Genomic DNA, 26,743 nt, shown 5'->3' with positions numbered 1-26,743 from the left:
CCGTGCGGGGCCTCTCTCATGCCAGCACCACTAGGAGGTGCCAGTGGAAGCAATCGACGCCATCCCCTGGGGCGCACTCACACCCTCAGCCCTCCTCCTGCTCGCCGTCCTGCTCGTCCTACGCGGCGACGTCATCCCACGCCGCACCGTCGAACGCGAGCTGGCCTCGAAAGACGCGGAGATCGCCACCTGGCGCAAAGCGTACGAGACCGAGGGGGAACAGTCCCGCGTCCTCACCGAGACCAACCGCGTCCTCACCACCGAGGTCGGGGCCACCATCGCCAAGGTCATGGATGCACTCCAAGAACGGTCCCAGAGAGGGGCTGACCATGAGTAACCGCCACCGCTGGATCCCTTGGCTCCGGTCCCACGAGTCCCCCGCAGACACCGGGGCGCTCGAAGCAGTCAAAGATGCCCAGCAGGGGCTCTCCCAAGCCAAGGCTGAGCAGGCCCGTGCCCAGCAGCTTGCCCGAGACCTGCGCGCCATCCGGCAGAAGAACCACTTCTCAGAGGCCATCGCCGCCGCCTACAGGGGGGAGCACCCATGACCGCAATCGAGACTGTGATGCTCGTCGCCAACATCGTCGCACTCGCCACCGTCGGCATCTTCATCGCCGCCTACTCCCGGGTGCGCTGGTGGGTCACCCCCACCGGGCAGAACGTCATGGCGGTCGCCGTCGTCATAGTGGCACTGCTCACCGTTGGCGTGCTCCGCCGATTCGACGCCCCCGCCACCGACCCCCTGGTCCTCATCGCCCACGTCGCCACCAGCATCACCATGGCCTGGCGCACCGCCCTGCTCTGGCAAGCCCAGCACCCCCACGACCCCGACGACCAGGAGGACTGACCCATGACCGACACCACTGCACACCCGGAGACCGAGGACGACCACACCCCGGCGGACGCCGAAGTCGTCCACACCGACGACGAGGAGAACTGACCATGGTCACCTACGCACCCCCGGTAGGACCGAACTCCCGGCACCTGCTGCCCGGCTCCGACTACGCCGCCGCCGGTACTGGACCCAACGACCCGGTACGCCGAGGCCCCCACGCGGGCCTGGACTTCCAGCCGGTCGCCCGCGGCAATGCTGACCCCGTTGACTGGCTGGTCGGCGGCACGATCACCCGCATCGTCCGCAACCGCGTCCAGGGGTCCGGGGCCGATTCGCTGTACCGCCACCACACCGGGAACGCCGTCGAGTGGGCCGGAGACGACGGACGGCTCTGGCACTACCGGCACATGCCACAGTGGGCCATGAAGGACCTGCGGGTCGGTCAGCGCGTCGAGGCCGGTCGGCTGGCCACCCACATGGGCACCACCGGCAACAGCAACGGCGTGCATGTGCACATCGGCTGCCGCGTCGATGGGCGCTTCGTGGACCCTGAACCGATCCTGCGCAACGCGGGGGTCTGGCCCATTGGCTACACCGCCAAGCCGGCCCCGGAGCGGATCACACCGGCCTCTGTGGACCCGTCCAAGCACGTCCGCTCTGAGCTGTCCATCCGGCAGATCTGCATCAAGGCTGGGCACGGGGACGAGAAGACCTCCACTGGGCTGCTGATCGAGCGGTACCAGCACCGTCAGCTCGCCCCCTACCAGTTGGTCCACGACCGCCAGTGGGGCACTCGCACTGATGCCCACTACCAGTGGACCCTCGCACTCCAGCGCGCCATGAACGCCTGGAAGGGCAACAAGGTGGCTGAGGACGGCGACTACCGGCGGGTCACCAAGGAGCGCGTACTGGACCTACAGCGACGCAACCTCAAGGGCGCGTATTGGCGGGCTGGCGGACGTGTCGCAGACGGAATCCCCGGCCCGATCTTCTGCAAGATGCTTGGCATCCGACCCCACCCGTAAGGAGAGATCATGGCTGAGACCATCACCCCGACCGGGCGGGTTATCACTCCCGGCACCCCCACCCAGGTGGCGCATCCGGGACGGGCTATGGTGCGCACAGCCGCCTCCTACGCCCTGGCCGCCCTGGCAATCGTCATCGCCGCCATCCCCGTCATCCAGGAAACCCTGGGACCGCACCTGCCGGAAGCGTGGGTAGCCTGGCTGGTCGGCGCGGCCGCACTCCTCGGTGCCGTGCACACGGCGGTCACCCGGATCATGGCCCTGGACCAGCTACAGGACGCCCTGCGCAAGCTCGGACTGGGGACCGGCGTGGAGACCGAGCAGCCCATTGAGGTTGACCAGACTCCACCGCCGGCGGACTACACGACGCGCCACCGGGCAGACTGACCAGCCCCACACACGACACCGCCCCCCACCCGCATCTCGCGGGTGGGGGGCGGCTCTTTGCGCGTTGGGTTCAGTAGGACCATTCCCAGGCGCCGCCAGTCTCGATGAACATGTTCTCGTAGACCAGAGTCCCACTAGGGTCGGCCACGTCTAGGACGAGTTGGCCCTCTGCGGATTCGTTGTCACCCAGTTCGCCGGGTAGTTGCTCGGCGTCCCGGAGGCAACTGAACGCACCAAACGTTCCTGGGTCAGCGTTGGACGTTTTGCCATCGGCGCCGATGGTCTTGAACTCCATGGGCAACATGGTGAATCCGGACTCGTATGTGGCCGCGCGGACCCCGTCGAAAGTTTCGATCTCCACATCCAGGACGATGAAGTGCCCGTTCTCCGGCTCGGCTGAGGGATCGCCCGTGCACCGGGGGTCTGCGGTGATCTTGTTGATGCGGAAGTCAAGCAGAGTCTCCGCGCCGTTGGTCATCCCTGCCCAGTCGCCAAGGTCCTTCACGAGATTGCCCCGAGCATTGGTCTCCCCGTCGCCGTAGTCCTTCTCGGATGAGTCAGAACTGGATGCGCTCGACGAGTCGCTCACTGCGGGGGACACCGATGCCGAGGGCGATTCGGAGGCCGACCCGGACGGTGATTCGGATGGCGACGCTGAACTAGAGGCCTCAGCTGACGGCGTCTTGGTCGGCTCAGCTGTGACGGTCACAGTGGCGGGTGCGGCCTCAGGCGTGCCCTGGCCACAGCCGGACAGAGCGAGTGATGCGACGGCGCCGAGAACGAGAGTCGGAAGGGAACGAGGGATGGGCATGGGTCCTCCAGATGAGCAGTGGTGGTCTCAGGCTACTTCCCGTTCTGGCGGGCCAACAGCCGGGAGCATGCCCTCCCTTCTCCGGGGACACTTTTGGGGACACTTAACGGGCACGAAGTGTCATTCTGTGGCACATCGTGGGACGGTGTAATCTGGAGGAGTTCCGCGTCCCCCTTGGGATTCCGGGGCAGACCGAACAGCGACACGGCTTGTCGCACCGCTCTCAAAATGCGGTACCTCACGGTGTGTGGGTTCAAGTCCCACTTCGGGCACATGTCAGATCTTTCAGCTTCCGCGCCGACTCCGGAGCGCCTGCGGGTCGTGGTGGCCGAGGACGAACCGCTGATCCGGATGGACATCGTGGAGATCCTCACCGCTGAGGGCTACCAGGTGGTCGGGGAGGCCGAGAACGGCCAGCGCGCCGTGGACCTGGTCCAGCAGCTGGTGCCGGACGTCGTGCTGATGGACGTGAAGATGCCCGTGTTGGACGGCATCAGCGCCGCCGAGCAGATCGCCTCGGAGAAGATCGCCCCGGTGGTCCTGCTGACCGCGTTCAGCCAGCGCGAGCTCGTGGAACGGGCCCGGGATGCCGGTGCCATGGCCTATGTGGTCAAGCCGTTCAGTGAGAAGGACCTGGTGCCTGCGATCGAGCTGGCCGTGGCCCGCTTCGACGAGCTGCGGGCCCTGGAGGACGAGGTGTCCGACCTCGCCGAGCAGTTCGCCACCCGCAAGATCGTGGAGCGCGCCAAGTCCCTGTTGACCTCGCAGATGGACATGAGCGAGCCGGAGGCCTTCCGCTGGATCCAGAAGTCCTCCATGGACCGTCGGCTGACCATGCGTGAGGTGGCCCAGACGGTCATCGACCAGATGGGCTGACCCCGCACCGGAAGCCGGTACGGGGTCAGCGCGCCAGCGGCGGCGGGACCGGCTCAGTAGGCCGAGCGGGCGGGCCAGATGCCGACCGGCTCGTAGTACGGACGCTCGTAGCCCTCCAGAGTGGCACTGCTGTCCAGCAGGTCACCGATCCGGTGCACCTTGAGCGTGTTGGTGGAGCCGGCCTGTCCGGGAGGTGACCCGGCGGCGATGACCACCAGGTCGTTGATCTGGGCGATGCCGGCCTGGGTCAGTCCCTCGTCCACCTGTGCGGTCATCTTGTCCGTGGAGTCCGCGAACGGCACCATCCAGGGATGGACTCCCCAGGACAGGCACAGGATGTTGTGTGTGTGCTCCACATGGGTGAACGCGTAGATCATCTGCTGCGGACGCAGTCGGGACAGCCGGCGCGCGGAGTCGCCAGTCCGGGTGAAGGTGGCCAGGTGCTTCACATCGAGCTGGTTGGCGATCTCCACCGCAGCGCGGGTGATGGCGCCGCCGCGGGTCTTGGGGCGTGACCCCAGCGGCTGGATCCGGTCCAGCCCGTGCGTCTCCGTGGACTCGATGATGTTGGCCATCGTCCGCACGGTCTCCACCGGGTACTTGCCCACGGAGGTCTCGCCGGAGAGCATCACGGCGTCGGCGCCGTCCAGCACGGCGTTGGCGCAGTCGGAGGCCTCGGCGCGCGTGGGACGTGGATTGTCGATCATCGACTCCAGCACCTGGGTGGCCACGATCACCGGCTTGGCCCAGCGGCGGGCCAGCTCGATGGCACGCTTCTGCACCACCGGGACGTCCTCCAGGGGCAGCTCCACACCGAGGTCACCACGAGCGACCATGATGGCGTCGAAGGCGTCCACGATCTCGTGGATGGCCTCGACGGCCTGGGGCTTCTCGATCTTGGCGATGACGGGGATCTTCCGCCCCTTCTCCTCCATGATCTCGTGCACGCGGGAGATGTCCTGACCGGAGCGGACGAAGGACAGGGCCACCATGTCCACCCCCAGGTCCAGCGCCCAGCGCAGGTCCTCCTCGTCCTTGTCCGAGAGGGCTGGGACGTTCACAGCCACACCGGGCAGGTTGATGCCCTTGTTGTCGGAGACCTTGCCGCCGACCGTCACCTCGGTGATCACGTCGGTGTCGGTGACCTCCACGGCGCGCAGGGCGACCTTGCCGTCATCGATCAGCAGGGTGTCGCCCACGCGCACATCCTGCGGCAGACCGGCGAAGGTGGTCCCGCAGATCTCCCGGGTGCCCTCGACCTCACGATTGGTGATGGTGAAGGTGTCCCCGACGGCCAGCTCGTGCGGCCCATCGGAGAACCGCGCCAGACGGATCTTGGGTCCCTGCAGGTCGGCGAAGATCGCCACTGGCCGACGTGCATCCGCAGCGGCCTGGCGGACCGTGGTGTACGTCTGCTCGTGGACCGTGTAGTCGCCGTGGCTCATGTTCATCCGAGCGACGTCCACTCCGGCATCGATCAGGGCTCGGGTGTTGTCGTATCCCTGGGTCGCAGGACCGAAGGTCGCGACGATCTTGGCATGTCTCATGCAGTCAGCCTATCCAGCCCCGAGGTCCAGGGCGCACCGCGCTCTGGACCTCGGGGCCATTGTTCGTGTGGTGATGGTCTGAAGTTCATCGGCGGATCAGCCCACGCCGATGGCCCGGTCCTGGGGACGGACCGGTGAGGGCAGGCGCGTCCAGCCCTCCAAGTGGCGGTCCACGGCGGAGGCGCACGCCCGTCCCTCGGCGATGGCCCACACCACCAGCGATGCCCCTCGGCCGGCGTCGCCGCAGGCGAACACGCCTGGCACCTGGGTCATGTAGGTCTCGTCCCGGGCCAGCAGGCCGCGGTGGTCGCTCAGGCCCAGCTGCTCCTGCAGGCCGGTCTCCTCGACCCCGGTGAACCCCAGGGCCAACAGCACCAGATCCGCAGGGATCTCGTGCTCGGTGCCGGGGATCGGTCCGCGGGAACCGTCCGGACGGTACTCGGTCTCAGCCACCTTCAGGGCGCGCACCCGCCCGTGCTCATCGCCGAGGAACTCGACCGTGGAGGCCAGATAGGTGCGCGTGCCGCCCTCCGCATCGGCCGTGGACACCTCGAACACGTGGGGCGTCATGGGCCAGGGCTCGTTGGCCGGGCGCTGGCACGGCGGCTTGCGTCCAATCGCCAGCGTGGTGACCGAGGCGGCGCCCTGACGGTGGGCGGTGCCGATGCAGTCTGCACCCGTGTCACCGCCGCCCAGCACCACCACGTGGCGGCCCTCAGCAGTGATCTGGTCGGGGACCTCGTCACCGGCCACCACGCGGTTGGACTGGACCAGGTACTCCATGGCCGGGTGGATCCCATCCAGAGTGCGCCCGGGCAGCTCCAACTCGCGGGGCCGTTGCGCTCCGGTGGCGACGATCACGGCATCGTAGCCGCGCCGCAGCTGATCCCAGGAGATGTCCGTGCCCACGTCCACACCTGTCCGGAAGCGGGTGCCCTCGGCCTCCATCTGCTCCAGACGACGGTCCAGGATGTCCTTCTCCATCTTGAAGTCCGGGATCCCGTAGCGCAGCAGGCCACCGATCCGGTCGTCGCGCTCGTACACCGCCACGGTGAAGCCAGCGCGAGTGAGCTGCTGGGCCGCTGCCAGTCCTGCAGGACCGGAGCCGACCACGGCCACCGTGTGGCCGTTGAGACGTTGAGGGATCACGGGCTCGAGCCAGCCGTTCTCGAACACCGTCTCAGCGATCGAGACCTCGACCTGCTTGATGGTGACGGCGGGCTGGTTGATGCCCAGGACACAGGAGCTCTCGCAGGGAGCCGGGCAGATCCGGCCGGTGACCTCGGGGAAGTTGTTGGTGGAGTGCAGCCGTGCGGCCGCCTCCTCCATCCGCCCTTGGCGCACCAGGTCGTTCCACTCCGGGATCAGGTTGCCCAGCGGACAGCCGGTGTGACAGAACGGCACTCCGCAGTCCATGCAGCGGCTGGCCTGGGTGCGGACCACAGACGGGTCCTGGCGCTCATAGACGTCCTTGAAGTCCATGATGCGCACCGGCACCGGACGGGACGGGCGCTCCTGGCGCTCACGATGGGTCAGGAATCCACGGGGATCAGCCACGGGTCGCCTCCAGAATGCGTGCCCAGGCGGTGTCCCCGTCCGGGTCGAGTCCCTCGTCCATGACTCCGGCGCGCGTGCGCAGCACGGCGTCGTAGTCGCGGGGAAGGACCTTGGTGAATCGGTCCAGGGAGCTGGGCAGGTCCGCCAGCAGTGCGGCGGCCACCTCCGAGCCGGTCTCGGCGTGATGCCGCTCCAGCAGGTCGGCGATGATGCTTCGGTCCTCCGGGTCCGGCTCCAGCAGGAGCAGTTCACCGGTGGTCATCGCCAAGGGGTTCAGGTTGTCCCGGTCCAGGTCCAGGACCCAGGCCGTGCCGCCGGACATGCCGGCACCGAAGTTCCGACCGGTCCGGCCCAGGATCAGCGCCTGGCCGCCCGTCATGTACTCGCAGCCGTGGTCACCGATCCCCTCGACCACCGCTGTGGCTCCGGAGTTGCGGACCAGGAAGCGTTCTCCGACCCGGCCGCGCAGGTAGAGCTCCCCGCTGGTGGCTCCGTAGCCGATCACGTTGCCGGCCACCACGTTCTGTTCGGCGGCGAATCCGGCTGAAGCGTCAGGTCGCACCACGATCCGCCCGCCGGAGAGTCCCTTGCCCACGTAGTCGTTGGCGTCTCCGGAGAGTCTCAGTGTCACACCGGCGGGAAGGAAGGCACCCAGGGACTGGCCGGCCTCCCCCTGCAGGTTGACCTCGATCGTGTCGGCGGGCAGGTCCTCGGTCAGACGCGCCCGCGTGACGTGGAATCCGAGCATGGTGCCCACAGCACGATCGGTGTTGATGATGCGCTCGGTGACGCTGACCTTCTCACCGCGCTCCAGGGCCGGAGCAGCGGCCTCGATGAGCCGGTTGTCGAAGTGCTGGTCCAGCTCGTGGTTCTGCGGTCCAACATTCAGCAGCGGACCGGTCCCCTCCCGGTCCGCAGGGTCGTACCCGTCCAGGATCGCGGACAGGTCCAGCCCTGCGGTCTTCCAGTGGTGCTTGGACTCGTCCACGCCGAGGCATTCGATGTGGCCGATGGCCTCGTCCAGGGAGCGGAAGCCCAGTTCGGCCAGGTATTCGCGCACCTCCTGGGCGATGAACTCGAAGAAGTTGACCACGAACTCGGGTCTGCCGGTGAACCGGTTGCGCAGCTCCGGGTTCTGGGTGGCCACACCGACCGGACAGGTGTCCAGGTGGCAGACGCGCATCATGATGCAACCCGAGACCACCAGCGGTGCGGTGGCGAAGCCGTACTCCTCGGCGCCGAGCAGTGCGGCGATGACCACGTCCCGACCGGTCTTGAGCTGACCGTCCACCTGGACCACCACACGGCCACGCAGCCCGTTGAGCATCAGGGTCTGCTGCGCCTCGGCCAGGCCCAGCTCCCAGGGAGCACCGGCGTGCTTGAGCGAGTTCAGAGGTGAGGCTCCGGTTCCGCCGTCATGACCGGAGATCAGCACGACGTCGGCCTTGGCCTTGGTCACGCCAGCGGCCACCGTGCCCACTCCGGACTCGGAGACCAGCTTCACGTGGACGCGGGCCTCAGGGTTGGAGCGCTTGAGGTCGTAGATCAGCTCCGCCAGGTCCTCGATCGAGTAGATGTCATGGTGAGGCGGCGGGCTGACCAGGGAGACGCCCGGGGTGGAATGGCGGGTCTCCGCCACCCACGGGTACACCTTGGAGCCCATCAGCTGCCCGCCCTCGCCGGGCTTGGCGCCCTGCGCCATCTTGATCTGCAGGTCGTCAGCGGTGGCCAGGTACAGGCTCGTCACTCCGAAGCGTCCCGAGGCGATCTGCTTGATGGCACTGCGCCGTTCCGGGTCCAACAGCCGCTCGGGGTCCTCTCCACCCTCGCCCGTGTTCGACTTGCCGCCCAGCCGGTTCATGGCGATGGCCAGCGTCTCGTGGGCCTCCCGGGAGATCGAGCCGTAGCTCATGGCGCCCGTGGAGAAGCGTTTGACGATCGCCTCCACCGGCTCCACCTCGGTGACCGGCACCGCTGGACGCGAGCCACGCTCCAGAGTCAGCAGCCCCCGCAGGGTCATCAGGTCCCGAGACTGATCGTCCACCCGGCGGGTGTACTCCTTGAACACGTCATAGCGGCGCTCCCGAGTGGAGTGCTGGAGCCGGAACACCGTCTCCGGATTGAACAGGTGCGGTGGGCCTTCCCGGCGCCACTGGTACTCACCTCCCACCTCGAGCTCGCGGTAGGGGTTGATGTCATTGCCGTCCGGCGGGTAGGCCTGCTCGTGTCGCGCTCGGTTCTCGGCCGCGATCACGTCCAGACCCACCCCGCCCATGGGCGAGTGGGTGCCGGCGAAGTAGCGGTCCACCACGGAGCGGGCCAGGCCGATCGCCTCGAAGGTCTGGGCACCGCAGTAGGAGGACACCGTGGAGATGCCCATCTTGGACATGATCTTCTGCACCCCCTTGCCCAGAGCCTTGATCAGGTTGCCGACCGCCTGCTCAGCGGTGAGGTCCTGCAGGGCGCCGATCCGCACGAGCTCCTCGGCGGACTCCATGGCCAGGTAGGGGTTCACGGCCGAGGCGCCGTAGCCGATCAGCACCGCCACGTGGTGCACCTCGCGGACGTCTCCGGCCTCGACGATCAGCGAGGTGCGGGTCCGGTTGGCCGAGGCCAGCAGGTGGTGGTGGACGGCCGAGAGCAGCAGCAGTGACGGGATCGGCGCCCACTGGGCGTTGGAGTCACGGTCAGACAGGACCACGTAGTGCACTCCGCGGTTCACCGCGGCCGAGACCTTCTCACAGATCTCGGTGAGGCGGGCCTCCAGGTCGGCTGCGCCGCCGTCGGGCCGATAGAGCCCCCGCACCTTCAAGGCCACGCGGGTGCCGTCGTCGTCCCTGAGGTTGGCGATCTGCGCCAACTGGTCATTGTCGATCACCGGGAAGTCCAGGTTGATCTGACGTGTGCGCACCTGGCGAGTGGAGAGCAGGTTCCCATCCGGCCCGATGGAGGTGCGCAGCGAGGTGACCAGCTCCTCGCGGATCGCGTCCAGCGGAGGGTTGGTCACCTGGGCGAACGACTGGGTGAAGTAGTCGAAGAGCAGCCGCGGCCGCTGGGAGAGCACCGCGATGGGGGTGTCCGTTCCCATGGCGCCCAGGGGCTCTGCACCGGTGGCCGCCATCGGCTTGAGCAGCACCCGCAGCTCTTCGGAGGTGTACCCGAAGGTGCGCTGACGGTGCTGGATGGAGGTGGACGAGGGCAGCACGTGCTCGCGCTCAGGAAGAGAGCCCAGGTCCAGCAGGTTCTCCTCGACCCACTGCTGCCAGGGCTGCGCCGAGGCCACCTCGGACTTGATCTCGTGGTCCTCCACGATCCGACCCTCAGCGGTGTCCACCAGGAACATCCGCCCCGGAGCGACCCGGCCCTTGCGCACCACCCGCGCCGGTTCGATCTCCACCACACCGACCTCAGAGGCCAGCACCACCAGGCCATCGTCGGTGACCCAGTACCGGGCCGGACGCAGACCGTTGCGGTCCAGCACGGCGCCCACCTGAGTGCCGTCGGTGAAGGAGACCGCCGCCGGGCCGTCCCAGGGCTCCATGAGCATGGAGTGGTACTGGTAGAACGCCCGACGGGCCGGATCCATGGTGGCGTGGTTCTCCCACGCCTCCGGGATCATCATCATGATGGCATGGGCCAGCGGACGCCCGGAGAGCATCAGCAGCTCGGCGACCTCGTCGAAGGAGGCTGAGTCCGAGGCGCCCGGCGTGCAGATGGGGTAGAGCTCCTCGGGCACCTCCCCGAGCAGCTCATGCGCCAGCATCGACTGGCGGGCCCGCATCCAGTTGCGGTTGCCCTTGACCGTGTTGATCTCACCGTTATGGGCCACCGTGCGGAAGGGCTGAGCCAGTGGCCAGGACGGGAACGTGTTGGTGGAGAAGCGTGAGTGCACGATCGCCAGGCGCGTGGCGAATCGGGGGTCGGAGAGGTCGGGGTAGAAGGGCTCGACCTGGGCGGTGGTCAGCATGCCCTTGTAGACGATGGTCTTCGAGGAGAGCGAGGGGAAGTAGACCCCGAGCTTGTTCTGGGCCAGCTTGCGCAGGCGGAAGGCCCGGGCGTCCAGGCTGCCGACCGCATCGGAGACATCGGCGATCCGGAGGAAGAGCTGGACGAAGCGTGGCATGCAGTCCCGTGCCGAGCGGCCGATCACCGAGTCGTCCACCGGGACCTCACGCCAGCCGAGCACCTGCAGACCCTGTGCCTGAGCCAGACTCTCGACTCCGGTGACACAGGCGGAGAACTCGGCGTCGTCGTCGGGAAGGAAGGCGGTTCCGGCGGCGTACTCCCCCGGCGCCGGCAGCGGGAAGTCCACCACGGCCCGGAAGAACTCGTCAGGCAGCTGGGTCAGCAGTCCCGCGCCGTCTCCGGTGCCCTCGTCCGCGCCGACGGCGCCGCGGTGCTCCAGATTGCGCAGCGCGGTGAGCGCGTGCTCCACGATGTCATGCCCCGGGGTGCCGCGCAGAGTGCTGATCACGGCCAGTCCACAGGCGTCCCGCTCCTGGTCGGGGCGGTAGAGGCCCTGTTCACCGGGACGCGAGGCGAAACGGTTGAACGGGTTCTTGGGGTCCCGGGCCAGCTGGGCCTCGGCGGTGTCGGCCGGCAGCGGGGTGCCCTCAGGCTGCTGGCCGTCGGCCTCGGGCTGCGGGGCGTGATCGGACGTCATGACGTCGGTCCTTCCTGTGGGCGACGGGAGTCGCGGGGAAGGGGACGTCGTTGGCCCCGGTCCAGGACGGCGATGCCGCCCGGGAACAATGTGCAATGCGGTCGATCCTAGCGGCCAGGCTCACATGCCTGTGCCGTGTGTCACTCCTGTGACGCAGTGTTGCGCGAGGCCTGTCCCGGTGTCCGATCCGCCGGCTCCACGGGGGTCGTCTCCAGTGCGCCAGGATCGCTCTCCTCGACCGCGTCCGGCTCCGGCTCGCGTCCGGGCAGCCACACGGAGTCGGCTTCGGCACGCCTCTCCGGGGTGCGCGGGCGGGTGGCCCAGAGCCAGATCAGGAACGCCACCGCGATCAGGAACAGCAGCAGCGAGGTCCACACGTTCAGCCGCTCGGTGATCCCCAGGATGGTGATCATCTCGGCGTCGTCGATGCGCAGGCGCTCGATCCACACCCGTCCGGCCGTGTACCAGGCCACGTAGGCCCAGAGCATCATGCCGCGGCGCAGACGCAGACGCCGGTCCAGCAGCAGCAGGATGGCCACGCCGAGCAGGTTCCAGAGCATCTCGTAGAGGAACGTGGGGTGGAACAGGGTCCCGGCCATGTACTCGGAGGGGAAGTTCGGGTGGCCGGACGAGACCTGCAGGCCCCACGGCAGATCGGTGGGCCCGCCGAAGAGCTCCTGGTTGAAGTAGTTGCCCAGCCGTCCGATGGCCTGGGCCAGCAGCACGCCCGGGGCGACCACATCGGCGTAGGCCGAGAGCTTCACCCCGTACCGGCGGCAGCCGATCCAGGCTCCCACGGCGCCCAGGGCCACGGCACCCCAGATGCCCAGGCCGCCCTCCCACACACGCCAGATCCTGGTCAGGTCACCGGTGCCGTCGAACCCGGGTCCGAAGTAGGCGTCCGGGGAGGAGAACACATGGTACAGACGAGCGCCGACCAGCCCGAACGGAATGGCCCAGAGGGAGATGTCCACGACTCGCCCCTCGGGACCGCCGCGGGCGGCCCAACGGCGGGAGGCCAGCCACAGTGCCACGATGATCCCGGCCAGGATGCACAGGGCGTAGGCATGCAGCTTCGTGAAGCCCAGGTCGAATCCGTCCCAGGTCGGGGCCGGGATGGCGGCGGGGACCACGACGGCGGCCAGCGGGCTCACGCGGTGGCCTCGCGCTGGGTGCCACGTGCCAGGTCTGCGGCGAGCCGGCCGACGGCGGCCGGTCCCCCGTCACGCAGGGCGGCGACGAGGGCGGTTCCCACGATGGCACCGTCCGCGTACCGGCCGATCTCCCGGATGTGCTCCGGGCGGGAGACGCCCAGTCCCACGCAGACGCGGGGAGCGCCGGCCTCATGGGCGGCGGCGACCACGGACTCGGCGGCGTTGGACACCTGGTCGCGGGCACCGGTGACGCCCATGACCGAGACGCCGTAGACGAAGCCACGGGAGACCTCGGTGATCAGCCGGACCCGTTCCGGGGTCGAGCTGGGGGCGGTCAGGAAGATCCGGTCCAGTCCGTACCGGTCCGAGGCCGCGAACCACTCCTCGGCCTCCTCGGGAACCAGGTCTGGCGTGACGATGCCCGCTCCCCCGGCCTCGGCCAGACGACGGGCGAAGGCGTCCACGCCCATCCGGCCCACCAGGTTCCAGTAGGTCATCACCACCACCGCCGCGTCGGTGCGCTCGGTGACGGCCCGGACGATCTCGAAGACCTGATCCACGCGGAACCCGTCCGCCAGGACCTGGCTCGTGGCGGCCTGGATGACCGGACCGTCCATCACCGGGTCGCTGTAGGGGATTCCGATCTCAATCACGTCCGCGCCGTTGCGCCCCAGCTCCACGGCGGCCTCGATCGAGTCCTCCACCGTGGGGTATCCGGCCGGCAGGTAGCCGATCAGGGCGGTGCGGCCCGCTGCGCGAGCCCGCTCGATCGCCTCGGTGGTCAGGGAGCGGACGGAGGAGTCCTGGGTACGGCTCGTGTCCTGGGGGGTCGATGCGCTCATCAGTCCTGTGCTCCTTCGGGTCGAGCGGCCACGGCCGCGGCGTCCCCGCCTTCGGGCGTGGGGGCATCGGGCAGCATGTCGAACCACTTGGCGGCGGTGGAGACATCCTTGTCACCACGGCCGGAGAGGTTGACGACGATGATCCGCTCCTGCCCCGACGGGGTGTCTGCTGAGACCTCGCCGGCGTCCGCCCACCGCCGGGCCAGGCGCAGGGCACCGGCCAGGGCGTGGGATGACTCGATGGCCGGAATGATCCCCTCGGTCCGGCACAGCCGTTCGAAGGCGGACATGCATTCGTCGTCGTTGACCGGCTCGTAGATCGCCCGTCCGGTGTCGTGCAGCCAGGCGTGCTCTGGGCCCACCGCGGGATAGTCCAGCCCCGCGGAGATCGAGTGGGAGTCGATGGTCTGCCCATCCTCGTTCTGCATCAGGTAGGTCCGCGCGCCGTGCAGCACGCCGGTGCGGCCCAGGGTGATCGAGGCGGCGTGCCGCCCGGTGTCCATGCCTTCGCCACCGGCTTCCAGTCCGTAGAGCTGGACCTCAGGGTCGTCCAGGAACCCGTGGAAGATGCCCATCGCGTTGGAGCCCCCGCCCACGCACGCCATGACGGCGTCCGGCAGACGGCCGGTCTGCGCCAGGACCTGTGCCCGGGCCTCCTCCCCGATGACCCGGTGGAACCACCGCACCATCGCCGGGAAGGGAGCCGGTCCGGTCACCGTGCCGAGCAGGTAGTGGGTGGTCTCCACCGAGGCGACCCAGTCACGCAGAGCCTCGTTGATGGCGTCCTTGAGCGTCCGGGCCCCGACGGTCACGGGCACCACCTCGGCCCCGAGCAGACGCATGCGGGCCACGTTGAGGGCTTGGCGCTGGGTGTCGGCCTCCCCCATGTACACGGTGCACTCCATGCCGAACAGCGCGGCCGCGGTGGCCGTGGCCACTCCGTGCTGCCCCGCTCCGGTCTCGGCGATCAGTCGGGTCTTGCCCATGCGCCGCGCCAGCAGCGCCTGGCCGATGACGTTGTTGATCTTGTGGGAACCGGTGTGGTTCAGGTCCTCGCGCTTGAGGAAGATGCGCACCCCGGGCACTGCTGCGGCGAAACGCGGGACCTCGGTGAGCAGAGAGGGGCGGTTGACGTAGTCGGCATACAGCGACTCCAGTTCAGAGATGAACTCCGGATCCTCCTGAGCCTGCTGGAAGGTGCGGTCCACCTCGTCCAGTGCGGCGATCAACGACTCCGGCATCCACCGACCGCCGTAGGGGCCGAAGTAGGGTCCCTGCTGACCCTGGTAGGGCCCGTCGTGCTGCAGATCGGGCTGCTGGGTGAACGGTGTGGAGTCAGTCATGGACCTGCTCGTCTCCTGCGGGTGGTGCGGTGGGTATGGGACCGAGCCTCGGCTGAGGGTCAGCGGACGGCCGCGGAAGCGGACCGGAAGTCCCGGATGGCCTGAGCCGGATCGCCGTGGCGGACCAGGGCCTCGCCGACGAGGATGGCGTCCGCGCCGTGACGGGCATACTCGGCCACGTCCTGTGGTCCGTCCACGCCGGACTCGGCGATCTGGGCCACGTCCGAGGGCAGCAGAGGCGCCAGACGACCGTAGGAGGAGGGATCCACCTCCAGGGTCTTCAGGTTCCGGACGTTCACCCCGATGATGCGCGGCTTCAGGGCGGCCGCGCGTTCGATCTCCTCCGGGGTGTGCGCTTCGATGAGGGCGTTCATGCCGAGCTCATGGGTCAGGTCGAGGAAGCCTCGCAGCTGGGCGTCGTCCAAGGCGGCGACGATCAGCAGGACCAGGTCGGCGCCGTGGGCGCGGGCCTCATGGATCTGGTACTCGTCCACCGTGAAGTCCTTGCGGAGCACGGGGATGTCCACGGCCGCACGCACGGCATCCAGATCGGCCAGAGAGCCGCCGAAGCGTCGCTGCTCGGTGAGCACGGAGATCACGGCTGCACCACCGCGCTCATAGCTGCGGGCCAGGTCAGCCGGCGCGGCGATGTCCGCCAGGGCCCCCTTGGAGGGACTGGAGCGCTTGACCTCGGAGATCACGCGCAGCCCGGAGGCATCGGATCGACCACCGCGCAGTGCAGCCCACGCGTCACGGGCCGGCGCGACCTGGAGGGCCCGCTCGCGCATCTGCGCCAGGGAGGTCTCCCGACGACGCGCCTCCAGGTCCTCTCGGACGCCGACGATGATGTCGTCGAGGACTGTGGGCATCAGTGGCGGGCGATCTGAGAGTTGTCCACGCCCTTGCCGGCCTTCTTCAGCACGAATCCGGCGATCAGACCGGCCACGATGAAGGCACCGCCCACGATCACGACGATCCAGGTCTCGGAGAGCATGCCGAACATGATGATGACGGCACCCACGATCGCCAGCAGCACCAGAGCCCAGCTGGCCACGGAGTTGCCGTGGCCGATCGGCTCGGCGTGGGTGGGGTCGTTCAGCACCCGGCCGTCGTCGGTGATGGTCAGCTCACCGCCGCGGCGATGGGCGGCGGTGTGGTCGGTCGTGTGCGAGGTCGACATGACCCTGCCTTTCCTGAGGTGGGATGCTGCGCGACGCCCCTGGCCACTCCCGGGAGGAGCAGCGCCTCGTGTGCGCAGTCGTGTCATCGTGTCTTGCTGTCATTCTGCCACGACGCGCGGGGTGACCCGGTGGATGTCTCCCGTCATGTCCCCGGCGGCGGACGCTCCAGGCCTCAGGTGGGGTCATTCCCCCGTGAGAGCTGGTCCCAGGCGTCGATCTCATCCAGATCCTCGTCCGGCCGACTCTGCTCGGTACCGCCCGGTCCGCCCTGAGGACGGGACGTGCCAGAGGGGTCAGCGGACGAGCCCGTGTCATACCGTCGGCTGGTCAGAGCCCACCGACGGCCGAAGACCAGTACGGCCACGCCGCAGAGCGCCAGGGCAACGGACACCGCCAGGGCGATCCACGGCCAGACGGTCACGACGTACTCGGACGCGAGGGCTGTGGTGCCGGTGGCACTGCCGACAACCGACTGGGCCGCCTCCGCGGGGTTGGCCGCGACCTGCACAGAGGCCACTGCCCCGGCCAGTCCGGCCAGGACCAGCAGAGCGGCGATCACCGTCCGTGCGACACGACGGGCGATGGACAGCGCCGCACCGCCAGCCATGCCGACCAGCGCCATCGCCGGGACCACGGCGGCCGCGTCATTGCCGGTGGTGGCCACCGAGGTCTCGGACAGACCGTCGAGACCAGAGGCCTGGACCCAGGTCTGGGCACCGGCACCCAGCAGGGCTGCTCCAGCGGCCACGGCCCACAGGACGGCGGTGCGGCGGGTCACCGCGCCGCGTCGGACCGGCCGGCCCACCTGCTGCACCTCCTCGCTCATGCCGACCCCCGCTCGCTGCCGCTCAGGTCCGTGAGGGAACCGGCCGCCAGCACCGCCCGCATCGGCGCGCTGGCCTTGGTCACCGTCTCCTCGGCCTCCGTCAGCGGAACGGAGTCCGCCACGATCCCCGCGCCGGCCTGGACGTAGGCCATGCTGTCCACCAGCAGCGCCGAGCGGATGTTGATCGCCATGTCCATGTTCCCGGAGAGGTCGAAGTACCCCACGACACCCCCGTAGGGGCCACGACGCTGAGGCTCCCACTCGTCCAGCAGCTGCAGGGCCCGGGGCTTGGGGGCCCCGGAGAGGGTGCCGGCCGGGAAGGCGGCGGCCAGCACGTCCAGCGCCGAGACCGAGTCGTCCAGTCGCCCCTCCACGTGGGAGACCAGGTGCATGATGTGGCTGAAGCGCTCCACCTCCATGAACTGGGTGACCGAGACAGTGCCCGGGCGGCAGACCTTGGAGAGGTCGTTGCGGGAGAGGTCCACGAGCATCAGGTGCTCGGCGCGTTCCTTCTGGTCATTGACCAGGCTCTTCTCCGCCAGGTGGTCCTCCTCCACCGTCGCACCGCGGGGGCGGGAGCCGGCGATCGGGTGCGTGACCACACTGCCGTCCTTGACGGTGACCAGCGCCTCGGGTGACGAACCCACGATCTGGTACTGGCCGCCGTCGGGCCGTTCGAAGGTGAACAGGTACATGTAGGGGCTGGGATTCATGGCGCGCAGCACCCGGTAGATGTCCAGTGCCGAAGCCGTGGTCTCGGTGCTGAACCGCCGGGAGACCACCACCTGGAAGACCTCGCCGTCCACGATCGCGCGCTGGGCCTTGGCCACCGCGTCCAGGAAGCCCTCCTGGGTCCAGGAGTCCTGGATGTGGGCGGCGACGTCGATGTCCTGCCAGTTGCTCGAGGCCGCGGAGACCGGGTCCGCCTGCGGCTGGCGCAGTCGGTCCGCCATGTCCTCCAGCCGGTCCACGGCGTGCTGCCAGGCCTGCTCGGCACCGGACTCCAGGCCGTCCTGGTTGATGGCGTTGGCCACCAGGGTGACGGTGCCGTCCACGGTGTCATGCACGGCGAGGTCGGTGATCAGGTTCATCGCCAACTCCGGCAGCCCGAGGTCATCCGGCGGGGGTGTGGGCAGATGCTCCCAGCGGCGCACCGTCTCCCACCCCAGGAATCCGGCCATCCCGGAGACGAGGTTGGGCAGCTCCGGGTGGGCCTGGTTCCCGGTGCCGGCCGAGAGATGCTCCAGGGTGGCACGCAGCACCTGAAGCGGGTCGCCCTGCCGGGGAACCCCTGCGGGCGGCTCCCCCTGCCAGTGCGCCTGTCCGTCCCGGGTGGTCAGGGTGGCCGAGCTGCCGGCCCCGATGAAGGAGTACCGGGACCACACCCCGCCCTGCGCGGCCGACTCCATCAGGAAGGTGCCGGGGCGGTCGTCGGCGAGACGGCGGTAGATCCCCACGGGGGTGAGGGCGTCGGCCAACAGGGTCAGCGTGACCGGGATGACCCGACGACGTCCGGCCAGTCCCACGAACTCCTCGCGGCTGGGGGTGATGGTGCCGAGATCACGCACGGGGGTCCTCCTGGGTCGGCTCGGGGATGGAGACCGGCAGCTCGCGGCCGTCGAAGCAGCTGCGTGTGCCGGTGTGGCACGCCGGGCCGATCTGGTCGACCTGGACCAGCAGGGCGTCCGCGTCACAGTCCAGGGCGACGGAGACGGTGCGCTGTTCATGTCCGGAGGTGTCCCCCTTGCGCCAGTACTCCTGACGGGATCTCGACCAGTACCAGACGCGACCGGTGGTCAGGGTGCGGTGAAGTGCCTCATCATCCATCCACCCCAGCATGAGCACCTCTCCGGTGTCATGCTGCTGGGCGATCGCCGCCACCAGTCCGTCCGGGGTACGAGTGAGCCGATCGGCGATCTGCGGGTCCAGCGTGTCCATGGTGATCCAGTCTAGGTGCGCGCGAGGGTCCGGTTCCCCAGGGGGCGCGGATTGTCGCCGGGCGTGCTACGTTGCGAACGTCATGACCCTTGCATCCTTCCGCCCCTGGCGGCGGCGCCCCACGCCCCCACCGTCCACCGATCCGTCCCGCCCGGCGGTGTCGGATCCCACCCGTGCATCAGCCGGGGCAGGACCGCAGGCCGTCTGGACCACGCCCACCGGTGCTCCGCACGACTTCACCACCGCCTCACGTGAGGCGCTCGTGGAGGCTCTGGTGGCGGCCGGTCCCGGACATCGGACCCTTTGCGAGGGCTGGCAGACCGAGCATCTGGCGGCCCACATCCACCTGCGCGAGACGTCTGCGCTGGCGGCGGGACTGGCCCTGAAGCCCTGGTCCGGCCCGCTCGAGCGCCGGACCCGTGAACTGGGCGATGCCTCGACCGGGTCCCGGCAGTACCAGCAGCTCGTGGACCGAGTGGCCCGTGGCACGGCCGGATCCGAGCGCGTGGTCACTCGTCTGCGGGCCGCGGCACCAGTGCGCCGTGCCGCTCAGGCGGCCAACCTGCTGGAGTTCTTCGTCCACACCGAGGATGTGCGCCGGGCCCAGGACCGGTGGGCGCCGCGACGGCTCTCCGATGACTACGCGGATGTCCTGTGGGAGGAGCTGTCTCGGCGGGCCCGTCTGCTCTACCGCACGGCTCCCACGGGCGTCCGGCTGGTCCGCACGCCCCGGACCGGTCGAGCCATGGAGGGCACCGCCACCGTGGTCGCTCGTCCCGGTGAGCCCCAGGTGACGATCACCGGACCCACGGGCGAGCTGATCATGCATGCCTTCGGCCGGCGGGACCAAGCCCTGGTGCTGGTGGATCCGCCCGGTTCTGCACTGGAGGGCTGACCGGCCGTCGCCACCGGGGGTCGACTGCGCAGCGAAGACCTTCAGTGGACGGGAGTCTCCACGGTGCGGGTCAGATAGGAGTAGGAGGCCACCTGCCGGAAGCCTTCCTGCAGGTAGAGTCCTCGAGCCGCTGGCGCAGTGTGCTCCACCTGAAGCCAGAGACCGCTCAGTCCCAGCTGGCGTGCCTGGTGGAAGGTTCCCCGGAGCAGCGTCCGGGCCAGCCCCTGCCCGCGGTGCCCCGGATCCACCCACATGCTGTAGATCCCGCCGTACACGGCATCCGAGTCCGGGCGGGGATCCGGCACGAGGGAGACCTTGGCCACGGCGATCGCCGTGCCGGAGTCATCCATCAGTCGCAGGAAACGCGAACGCACTCCGCTGAGCAGCTGACGGAAGACCAGGTCCGTGGCCGCATCCATGTCCCGGGCCAGTCCCCGGCGGATCGCGTCCATCCAGGCGGCGTCTGGGGTCTCGTTCACCAGGATGCGCCCGTCCCACGCCGCCGAGTCCAGGTTCTCGCCCACCTGCGTCCAGAGCACATCGGTGGGAGCCACCGACCGGTACCCCCGGGCGAAGAGGAATTCAGCCAGCTGCCGATGGTGACCTGCCCACTCGGCGGGACGGCCGTCGTCGGGGGTGTCCCCCCGGGGCGGGACAGACGCGGTCCGCCAGAGCTGGAAGGTGGGTGCCAGCCACCGCTCAGCACTGCGGTGCTCCACCTCCGAGACCGCTGACTCGAAGTCCGCAGGGTCGCGCGGCGCTCCCCAGGGCAGCACGCTGTTGGCTCGGCGGGTCAGGCCGGAGGAGAAACGGACCGTCCAGTCCTGCAGGGACTGGGTCTCCAGGGCCGGCCAGCCGGCTGCGCTGAGCCGCTGGAGGGTGAGGAGGTCGACGTGGTGGGCGGACTCAGCGGACAGGATGGCCGGCCCCCCGCAGTGCGTCCTTGACCCGGGCGAGCATGTCCACCGGGCCGAAGTGGAAGATCGACGCGGCCAGGACGGCGTCTGCGCCGGCGTCGATGGCCGGGGGGAAGTGCTCGGGCGCTCCGGCGCCGCCCGAGGCGATCAGGGGCACGCGGGTGACGGCCCGGACATCCCGGATCATCTCCAGGTCGAATCCCTGCTGCGTGCCGTCCGCGTCGATCGAGTTCAGCAGGATCTCCCCGACACCGCGTTCGGCGGCCTCCCTGCACCACTCCACGGCGTCCTTGCCGGTGCCGGTGCGGCCCCCGTGAGTGGTCACCTCATAGCCCGAGGCGATGCTCGGATCCGTGGTGCGGCGCGCGTCCAGGGAGAGGACGAGGACCTGGGAGCCGAAGCGCCGAGTGATCTCGTCGATGACCTCAGGGCGGGCCACGGCAGCCGTGTTGATGGAGGCCTTGTCCGCCCCGGAGCGCAGGAGTCGATCCACATCCTCGGCGGTGCGCACTCCCCCGCCGACGGTGAGCGGGATGAAGACCTCCTCGGCGGTCTGGGAGACCACCTCGAAGGTCGTGGCTCGGTCTGCGGTCGAAGCGGTCACGTCCAGGAAGGTCAGTTCATCGGCACCGGCCTCGTTGTAGCGCCGGGCCAACTCGACCGGATCACCGGCATCGCGCAGAGAGGCGAAGTTCACGCCCTTCACCACCCGCCCGGCGTCTACGTCCAGACAGGGGATAACACGTACGGCAAGAGTCACAGCGGCTGCTCCTCGACAGGCTCTACAGACGGATCGCGTGGATGGCCGAGGCCAGGATGGCTCGAGCGCCGAGGGCGTAGAGGTCGTCCATCACCTTGTTCATCTGGTCCTTCTGGACCATGGAGCGGACAGCGACCCAGTCCTCGTCCTGCAGAGGCGAGATGGTGGGCGACTCCAGCCCCGGTGTGACGGCGGCGGCGGCATCCAGCAGATCACGGCGCACGTCATAGTCGATCATCACGTACCGGCGGGCCACGAGGACGCCCTGTAGACGACGCATCAGCACCGAGCGGGCCTCCTCTGAGGCGCCGGAGGGTGCGATGAGGATGGCCTCGGAGGTCATGATCGGATCGCCGAAGGTCTCCATGCCGGCGGCCTTCAGGGTGCTGCCCGTCTCCACCACGTCAGCGATCGCATCGGCCACGCCCAGGGAGACGGAGGACTCCACGGCACCGTCCAAGTGGACGATCCGCTCGGGGGTGACCGACTGGGTGGCCAGGTAGTCCTCCAGCAGTCCGTCATAGCTGGTGGCGATCCGCTTGCCCTCCAGGTCGGCCAACGAGGAGTACCGGCCTGCGGGGGCGGCGAAGCGGAACGTGGAGCGGCCGAAGCCCAGGGCCATGATCTCCTCGGCGGTGTCCCCCACCTGGGCGTCCTGGAACAGATCGCGTCCGGTCAGACCCAGGTCCAGAGTGCCGGAGCCGACGTAGACCGCGATGTCCCGCGGACGCAGGTAGAAGAACTCGACCTGATTGTCCGGATCGCGCATGACCAGTTCACGGCTGTCACGGCGCTGGCGGTACCCGGCCTCGGTGAAGATCTCACGGGCCGCCTCGGACAGGGCCCCCTTGTTGGGCACGGCGATACGGAGCATGCGGTTCCTCCTGGGAGGGGTCGGGCCGGTCGGCGGAGTGCGGTGCGGGCAGGACTCAGAGGTGGCGGTAGACGTCGTCCAGGGTCAGGCCCTTGGCGATCATCATCACCTGCAGGTGGTAGAGCAGCTGCGAGATCTCCTCGGCCGTCTCCTGGTCGGACTGGTATTCCGCGGCCATCCAGACCTCGGCGGCCTCCTCCACGACCTTCTTGCCGATCTGATGGATGCCCGCGTCCAGCTCTGCCACGGTGCCGGATCCCTCCGGCCGGGTCTGGGCCTTCTGGGTCAGTTCGGCGAAAAGGTCTTCGAAGGTCTTCACCAGTCCAGGGTAGCGACCTGAGACCGTCTCACCGCTCCGTGACGTCGTGCGCCTGCTCACCCTGGCCGCGCAGGGCCATCTCCGTGAGCACGGCGGCCTCGAACGCCTCGTACCCCTTGTCCTCGGACGATCCTTCGAGTCCGGCTCGGTCCAGTGCCTGCTGATCGGTGTCACAGGTGAGCACGCCGAAGCCGACCGGAGTGCCGGTGCGGAGGGAGACGTCCACCAGTCCCTGGGTGGCCCCGGAGCACACGTAGTCGAAGTGAGGAGTGCCGCCCCGGATGACCACACCGAGCGCGACCACGGCATCCACGACCGGGGCCAGCCGTGCTGCGGCCACGGGCAGCTCGAAGGTCCCGGGGACCCGCACGATCTGCGGAGTGATGCCGAACTTCTCTGCGGCACGCAGTGCACCGGCCAGCAGTCCGTCCATCACCTCGGTGTGCCAGCGGGCGGCGACGATCGCCACCCGGAGGTCAGCCGCACGGGCTTCGGCCACCGCCTCGGGGGCGGTCTGCGGTGCTCCATGTCCACTCATCGGGTCACTCCTGCTTCGGCGGTTCGGTGGTCTGAGGGTGTGGTCTGGTCCAGATGCCGACTGAGGTCTTCGATGCTCACCAGCGGCAGTCGGTGGGTGTCGCTGAACTCCCGCAGCGCCGGAAGGCGCATCATCTCTCCGGAGTCGTGCACCAGCTCGGCGATGACGCCCACCGACTCACGGCCGGCCAGGCGGCACAGCTCCACGGATGCCTCGGTGTGGCCTCGCCGCTCCCGGACCCCGCCGGGGACGGCGCGCAGCGGGAACACATGTCCGGGGCGGGTGAAGGAGGAGGGTCCAGAACGGGGTGAGGCCAGCGCCTGCAGCGTGACGGCGCGGTCCGCGGCGGAGATGCCCGTGGTGATCCCGGAGGATGCATCACAGGTGACCGTGTAGGCGGTCTGCTTCGGATCGTCGTTGACCAGGGTCATGGGCGGCAGGTCGAGACGGTCCGCCGTCTCCCCCGGCAGGGCTGCGCACAGCACCCCTGAGGTGTGCCGCACGGTGAAGGCCACCAGATCAGGCGTGGCGGCATCAGCCGCGAAGACGAGGTCGCCTTCGTTCTCACGGTCGGCATCGTCCACCACGACGACGGCCCCGCCGGCTGCCAGCGCGAGGATCGCGTCCTCGATGGCGTCCAGTCGCACGGCGTCCATCAGGCACCTGCTTCCACGGCAGCGGCGGGTGAGGCGGCAGGGCTGGAGGTGAAGGCCGCCAGCCTGGCGGTGTAGCGGGCGATCACGTCGACCTCGAAGTTGACCTGGGCACCGGTGCTGACCCCACCCCACCTGGTGCGGTGCAGGGTCTCCGGGATGAGTCCGACCTCGAACCAGGGGGCAGGGTCCTCCGGGGCGCTCACGGCGGTCACTGTCAGGGAGACCCCGTCCACGGCGATGGATCCCTTCTCGGCGATCAGCGGAGCACAGTCCACCGGCATCTGGATGCGGACGCGGCGCCACCCGCCGAGGTCCTCGGTCTGCACGATCCGCCCGGTGGCGTCCACATGACCCTGGACGATGTGCCCGTCCAGGCGGCCTCCGGCCGGCACACAGCGTTCCAGGTTGACGGTGTCCCCCGGGGCGAGTGCGCCGGTGGTCGTGCGCCGCAGGGTCTCGCCCATGACGTCCACGGTGACGGTCTCTCCGTCCACGGATGCGGCGGTCAGACAGGTGCCGTTCACCGCCAGAGAGGCCCCGAGGTCGAGGTCCTGCGCTGAGGTGGGGGCGTGCAGCACGAGCCGCGCTGCGTCGGATGCGGGCAGCAGCTCGACGTCTCGGACGGTGCCGAGCTCAGAGATGATTCCGGTGAACATGGTCCTCCTGGTCACAGGGGTGGTCGAGGGGTGTCAGGTGCAGCAGGACGTCGCGGCCCAGCTGCCGGATGGACCCGCCGTCGGCGGGGTCCAGGTCGAAGTGACGGGCGTCGGTGAGGGTCTGCACACCCAGAGCGGTCAGCCCCGGTGCTCCGTCGCCGAGCGCGAGCGGTGCCTGGTAGAGGAAGAGTTCATCCACCAGGCCGGCGGCGATCCACGCCGAGAGCACGGTGGGTCCGCCTTCGATCAGCAGATGGCGCACCGGCCTCTGGAGTGGCTGATCGGCAAGCGTCTGCAGGACCTGCTGCGGCGAGCGGGTCCGGACGTGCAGCCAGTCGGCCCGGCGCAGGGCGGCCTGACCGGGGATCTCCCGCAGGCCCTGCACCACGGGCAGCGGCTGCCGGTCCAGATCTGCGCCCACGGCATCACGGGCGGTCAGCCGCGAATCGTCGCTGATGACGGTGCCGGTCCCGACCACGATGGCATCGACCCGCGCTCGGACCTCATGGGCATGCCGTCTCGAGGGGCCACCGGTGATCCACTGGCTGGTGCCGTCGGCCGCCGCCACTCGTCCGTCCAGGCTCTGAGCCAGGTGGGCGGTGATGAACGGCCGCCCCTCCATCTGAGCTCGGTGCCATCGTCGGTTCAGCTGGGCCGCCCCGTGATGTCCGCTCACCTGGACCACGTCCACACCGTGCCGTGCCAGCCGTGCCGCCCCGCCGTCGTCGGGACCGGTGGGATCCGGGACCGCGTAGCGCACGGCTCCCAGGCCGGCGTCCAGGATGGCCCGGGAACAGGGCCCGGTGACGCCGTGGTGGTCACACGGCTCCAGGGTGATGTGGATGGTGCAGTCCCTGAGCGGTGGCAGGCTCTCCTGCCCGGCCCGACGGCGGTACGCGGCCAACGCGTCCACCTCGGCATGGTCGGTGCCTCGGCCTCGGTGATGGCCCGTGGCCAGCACGGTGCCGTCCGGTGCCGTGATGACGGCCCCGACCAGAGGGTTGGCTCCGCGGGGGCCACGCAGGGCCTCGGTCACCGCCGTGTCTAGCAGGACGGTGTCCCGGTCGGTCTCCTGCAGGGTCGTCGCCCTCACTGCAGGGTGGGGTCAGGCATGACGGTCTCCACCTGCGGCTTCTCGTTCGCCTTGGCTCGGAGCCAGACGAAGAAGCCGATGAGCGTGAAGACGCCGTAGAACAGGTACATGAAGGCGCTGGCGTAGTAGCCGGCACTCCAGAGCAGGGGGACGCCGACCACGTCCACGGCCACCCAGATGAGCCAGAACTCCACCCACCCCTTGGCCATCCCATAGGTGGCCAGCAGGGACCCGACGAAGGTCCAGGCGTCGGCCCAGACCGGCTCCCAGGAGCCGAGCGCACGGAACACCGGCGTCAGGGCGATGGTGCCGACGATCATGGTCAGGACGATGCCGATCCGGGCCTTCCATCCGGCCCACTGGGGCGTGATGGCGGTGTCCTGACCGCCGGCCTCGCCCTCATGCTGGGTGCGGCGTTCGGCACGGGCGGCCCGCCACTGGACCCAGCCGTAGACCGAGACGGCGATGAACATGATCTGCCGACCGGCCTGGCCCAGCAGGTTCGCGGTGTCGGCACCGCCGAACAGGCTGGAGAGGAAGACGGTCAGCAGGATGATGTTGCCGATGATGCCGACGGGCCAGGCCCAGACCTTGCGGCGCATGCCGCCCAGAGCTGAGGCGAGGCCGAAGACGTTGCCCACGACTTCGCGGACGAGCAGTCCACCCCCGCCGACGGGGATGTACCAGTTGAACAGATCGATGAGCCACCGCAGTGCGTCCATGTGTGATCCTCCTTCGGAGCGCGGCGGCTCCGGGGGATCATGCTGCGGCCTGACGGATGCCCGTGACAGGCACCGATGCGGCGAAGGTGCACCGCAGGTCGGCGGCGGTCGACAGCCTGTCGACCGGTGCGCCTCGTGCGGCGCCCACCGTGGTCGGCAGGTGCGGCACGTGCTTCTCCCATCCAGACTGTGACTGTCGGTACCGGAATTCCACCGGTTCAACCGCTGTACAGACACTCACGGGTGTGAGGTTGACGAGCGGGTCGCGGACTTTGACCGCCGGTTCGGAATTTCACCGACCCCGGAGCACGTGCCGTCCAGTATGCCA

General features: G+C 69.1%; 28 protein-coding genes, 1 tRNA gene and 1 riboswitch. Of the genes, 8 read left to right on the top strand and 21 right to left on the bottom strand.

The window, feature by feature from the left end; genetic code table 11:
- Nucleotides 1-43: 43 nt before the first annotated feature.
- From ACEXHE_RS02190 to ACEXHE_RS02170, 5 genes are all read left to right on the top strand, one after another.
- Nucleotides 44-337 carry a hypothetical protein gene (locus tag ACEXHE_RS02190; protein ID WP_374784541.1) on the top strand — a complete coding sequence of 98 codons (294 nt, stop codon included), beginning with the start codon at nt 44-46 and terminating at the stop codon, nt 335-337.
- Entirely contained in the window at nt 330-548 is a 219-nt protein-coding gene (locus tag ACEXHE_RS02185; protein WP_374784540.1) for a hypothetical protein, read from the top strand. The genes ACEXHE_RS02190 and ACEXHE_RS02185 overlap by 8 nt, the downstream gene beginning before the upstream one ends.
- Entirely contained in the window at nt 545-847 is a 303-nt protein-coding gene (locus ACEXHE_RS02180; RefSeq protein ID WP_374784539.1) for a hypothetical protein, read from the top strand. The genes ACEXHE_RS02185 and ACEXHE_RS02180 overlap by 4 nt, the downstream gene beginning before the upstream one ends.
- Before the next feature lie 95 nt (nt 848-942).
- A complete protein-coding gene (locus tag ACEXHE_RS02175; RefSeq protein ID WP_374784538.1) occupies nt 943-1,860 on the top strand; it encodes a peptidoglycan DD-metalloendopeptidase family protein in 918 nt (305 codons plus the stop codon).
- Nucleotides 1,861-1,869: 9 nt separating this feature from the next.
- Nucleotides 1,870-2,247, top strand: a complete 378-nt coding sequence (locus tag ACEXHE_RS02170; RefSeq protein WP_374784537.1) for a hypothetical protein — start codon at nt 1,870-1,872, stop codon at nt 2,245-2,247.
- Between the two features lie 70 nt (nt 2,248-2,317).
- Here the strand turns inward: ACEXHE_RS02170 and ACEXHE_RS02165 are convergent, their stop codons facing one another.
- On the bottom strand, nt 2,318-2,725 hold the full coding sequence (locus tag ACEXHE_RS02165) for a hypothetical protein (protein WP_374784536.1): 408 nt from the start codon (nt 2,723-2,725) through the stop codon (nt 2,318-2,320).
- Between the two features lie 525 nt (nt 2,726-3,250).
- On the opposite strand from ACEXHE_RS02165, the gene ACEXHE_RS02160 reads away from it, so the two are divergent.
- Together ACEXHE_RS02160 and ACEXHE_RS02155 are read left to right on the top strand one after the other, a co-directional pair.
- Nucleotides 3,251-3,330, top strand: a tRNA-Leu gene (locus ACEXHE_RS02160).
- A gap of 1 nt (nt 3,331) precedes the next feature.
- Entirely contained in the window at nt 3,332-3,934 is a 603-nt protein-coding gene (locus ACEXHE_RS02155) for an ANTAR domain-containing response regulator (RefSeq protein WP_374784535.1), read from the top strand.
- A gap of 53 nt (nt 3,935-3,987) precedes the next feature.
- Here the strand turns inward: ACEXHE_RS02155 and pyk are convergent, their stop codons facing one another.
- The 11 genes from pyk to hisI all read right to left on the bottom strand — a co-directional run bounded on the left by pyk (nt 3,988) and on the right by hisI (nt 18,985).
- Nucleotides 3,988-5,481 carry a pyruvate kinase gene (pyk, locus tag ACEXHE_RS02150; RefSeq protein ID WP_374784534.1) on the bottom strand — a complete coding sequence of 498 codons (1,494 nt, stop codon included), beginning with the start codon at nt 5,479-5,481 and terminating at the stop codon, nt 3,988-3,990.
- Between the two features lie 96 nt (nt 5,482-5,577).
- Nucleotides 5,578-7,038: a glutamate synthase subunit beta gene (locus ACEXHE_RS02145; RefSeq protein WP_356966267.1), complete on the bottom strand. Its 1,461-nt coding sequence runs from the start codon at nt 7,036-7,038 to the stop codon at nt 5,578-5,580.
- Nucleotides 7,031-11,701 carry a glutamate synthase large subunit gene (gene gltB / locus ACEXHE_RS02140; RefSeq protein WP_374784533.1) on the bottom strand — a complete coding sequence of 1,557 codons (4,671 nt, stop codon included), beginning with the start codon at nt 11,699-11,701 and terminating at the stop codon, nt 7,031-7,033. Before gltB ends, ACEXHE_RS02145 begins: the two co-directional genes overlap by 8 nt.
- 140 nt (nt 11,702-11,841) lie before the next feature.
- Nucleotides 11,842-12,846, bottom strand: coding sequence for a prolipoprotein diacylglyceryl transferase (lgt, locus tag ACEXHE_RS02135; protein WP_374784840.1), 1,005 nt, complete (start codon nt 12,844-12,846; stop codon nt 11,842-11,844).
- 5 nt (nt 12,847-12,851) lie between these two features.
- Nucleotides 12,852-13,697, bottom strand: coding sequence for a tryptophan synthase subunit alpha (trpA, locus tag ACEXHE_RS02130; protein ID WP_091697069.1), 846 nt, complete (start codon nt 13,695-13,697; stop codon nt 12,852-12,854).
- Nucleotides 13,697-15,040 (bottom strand): tryptophan synthase subunit beta, encoded by a 1,344-nt coding sequence (trpB, locus tag ACEXHE_RS02125; RefSeq protein ID WP_374784532.1) that lies wholly within the window; start codon nt 15,038-15,040, stop codon nt 13,697-13,699. The genes trpA and trpB overlap by 1 nt, the downstream gene beginning before the upstream one ends.
- Before the next feature lie 59 nt (nt 15,041-15,099).
- Nucleotides 15,100-15,909, bottom strand: a complete 810-nt coding sequence (gene trpC / locus ACEXHE_RS02120) for an indole-3-glycerol phosphate synthase TrpC (RefSeq protein WP_374784531.1) — start codon at nt 15,907-15,909, stop codon at nt 15,100-15,102.
- The gene (locus tag ACEXHE_RS02115) at nt 15,909-16,220 is read right to left on the bottom strand and encodes an HGxxPAAW family protein (protein WP_374784530.1); all 312 of its coding nucleotides are present in this window, start codon (nt 16,218-16,220) and stop codon (nt 15,909-15,911) included. Before ACEXHE_RS02115 ends, trpC begins: the two co-directional genes overlap by 1 nt.
- Nucleotides 16,221-16,393: 173 nt before the next feature.
- A complete protein-coding gene (locus ACEXHE_RS02110) occupies nt 16,394-17,047 on the bottom strand; it encodes a Trp biosynthesis-associated membrane protein (protein WP_374784529.1) in 654 nt (217 codons plus the stop codon).
- Nucleotides 17,044-18,615 (bottom strand): anthranilate synthase component I, encoded by a 1,572-nt coding sequence (locus tag ACEXHE_RS02105; RefSeq protein ID WP_374784528.1) that lies wholly within the window; start codon nt 18,613-18,615, stop codon nt 17,044-17,046. Before ACEXHE_RS02105 ends, ACEXHE_RS02110 begins: the two co-directional genes overlap by 4 nt.
- Entirely contained in the window at nt 18,608-18,985 is a 378-nt protein-coding gene (gene hisI, locus ACEXHE_RS02100; RefSeq protein WP_091697085.1) for a phosphoribosyl-AMP cyclohydrolase, read from the bottom strand. The genes ACEXHE_RS02105 and hisI overlap by 8 nt, the downstream gene beginning before the upstream one ends.
- 82 nt (nt 18,986-19,067) lie before the next feature.
- Between hisI and ACEXHE_RS02095 the strand changes: the two genes are divergently transcribed.
- The gene (locus ACEXHE_RS02095; protein WP_374784527.1) at nt 19,068-19,880 is read left to right on the top strand and encodes a TIGR03085 family metal-binding protein; all 813 of its coding nucleotides are present in this window, start codon (nt 19,068-19,070) and stop codon (nt 19,878-19,880) included.
- A 41-nt stretch (nt 19,881-19,921) separates the two neighbouring features.
- Here the strand turns inward: ACEXHE_RS02095 and ACEXHE_RS02090 are convergent, their stop codons facing one another.
- From ACEXHE_RS02090 to pnuC, 9 genes are all read right to left on the bottom strand, one after another.
- The gene (locus ACEXHE_RS02090) at nt 19,922-20,656 is read right to left on the bottom strand and encodes a GNAT family N-acetyltransferase (RefSeq protein ID WP_374784526.1); all 735 of its coding nucleotides are present in this window, start codon (nt 20,654-20,656) and stop codon (nt 19,922-19,924) included.
- 130 nt (nt 20,657-20,786) lie between these two features.
- Complete coding sequence (gene hisF, locus ACEXHE_RS02085; RefSeq protein WP_356966245.1) at nt 20,787-21,557, bottom strand: imidazole glycerol phosphate synthase subunit HisF; 771 nt, start codon at nt 21,555-21,557, stop codon at nt 20,787-20,789.
- A 22-nt stretch (nt 21,558-21,579) separates the two neighbouring features.
- Nucleotides 21,580-22,431 (bottom strand): ATP phosphoribosyltransferase, encoded by an 852-nt coding sequence (gene hisG / locus ACEXHE_RS02080; protein WP_091694012.1) that lies wholly within the window; start codon nt 22,429-22,431, stop codon nt 21,580-21,582.
- Nucleotides 22,432-22,486: 55 nt separating this feature from the next.
- Entirely contained in the window at nt 22,487-22,750 is a 264-nt protein-coding gene (locus tag ACEXHE_RS02075) for a phosphoribosyl-ATP diphosphatase (RefSeq protein ID WP_260061371.1), read from the bottom strand.
- A 28-nt stretch (nt 22,751-22,778) separates the two neighbouring features.
- Nucleotides 22,779-23,288 carry a 6,7-dimethyl-8-ribityllumazine synthase gene (ribH, locus tag ACEXHE_RS02070; RefSeq protein ID WP_374784525.1) on the bottom strand — a complete coding sequence of 170 codons (510 nt, stop codon included), beginning with the start codon at nt 23,286-23,288 and terminating at the stop codon, nt 22,779-22,781.
- Nucleotides 23,285-23,944 carry a 3,4-dihydroxy-2-butanone-4-phosphate synthase gene (gene ribB / locus ACEXHE_RS02065; RefSeq protein WP_177227805.1) on the bottom strand — a complete coding sequence of 220 codons (660 nt, stop codon included), beginning with the start codon at nt 23,942-23,944 and terminating at the stop codon, nt 23,285-23,287. The genes ribH and ribB overlap by 4 nt, the downstream gene beginning before the upstream one ends.
- Nucleotides 23,944-24,600: a riboflavin synthase gene (locus tag ACEXHE_RS02060; RefSeq protein ID WP_374784524.1), complete on the bottom strand. Its 657-nt coding sequence runs from the start codon at nt 24,598-24,600 to the stop codon at nt 23,944-23,946. Before ACEXHE_RS02060 ends, ribB begins: the two co-directional genes overlap by 1 nt.
- The gene (gene ribD, locus ACEXHE_RS02055) at nt 24,578-25,693 is read right to left on the bottom strand and encodes a bifunctional diaminohydroxyphosphoribosylaminopyrimidine deaminase/5-amino-6-(5-phosphoribosylamino)uracil reductase RibD (RefSeq protein ID WP_374784523.1); all 1,116 of its coding nucleotides are present in this window, start codon (nt 25,691-25,693) and stop codon (nt 24,578-24,580) included. The genes ACEXHE_RS02060 and ribD overlap by 23 nt, the downstream gene beginning before the upstream one ends.
- Nucleotides 25,690-26,415 (bottom strand): nicotinamide riboside transporter PnuC, encoded by a 726-nt coding sequence (pnuC, locus tag ACEXHE_RS02050; protein ID WP_374784522.1) that lies wholly within the window; start codon nt 26,413-26,415, stop codon nt 25,690-25,692. The genes ribD and pnuC overlap by 4 nt, the downstream gene beginning before the upstream one ends.
- A gap of 165 nt (nt 26,416-26,580) precedes the next feature.
- Nucleotides 26,581-26,729, bottom strand: a riboswitch (FMN riboswitch).
- Nucleotides 26,730-26,743: the final 14 nt, after the last annotated feature.

It is taken from the genome of Micrococcus sp. IITD107 (genome assembly GCF_041927415.1).
In the GTDB taxonomy this organism is placed as follows: Bacteria; Actinomycetota; Actinomycetes; order Actinomycetales; family Micrococcaceae; genus Citricoccus; species Citricoccus terreus.
The sequence above is the reverse complement of the archived record's forward strand: the minus strand, read 5'-3'. Positions and strand labels throughout refer to the sequence as shown.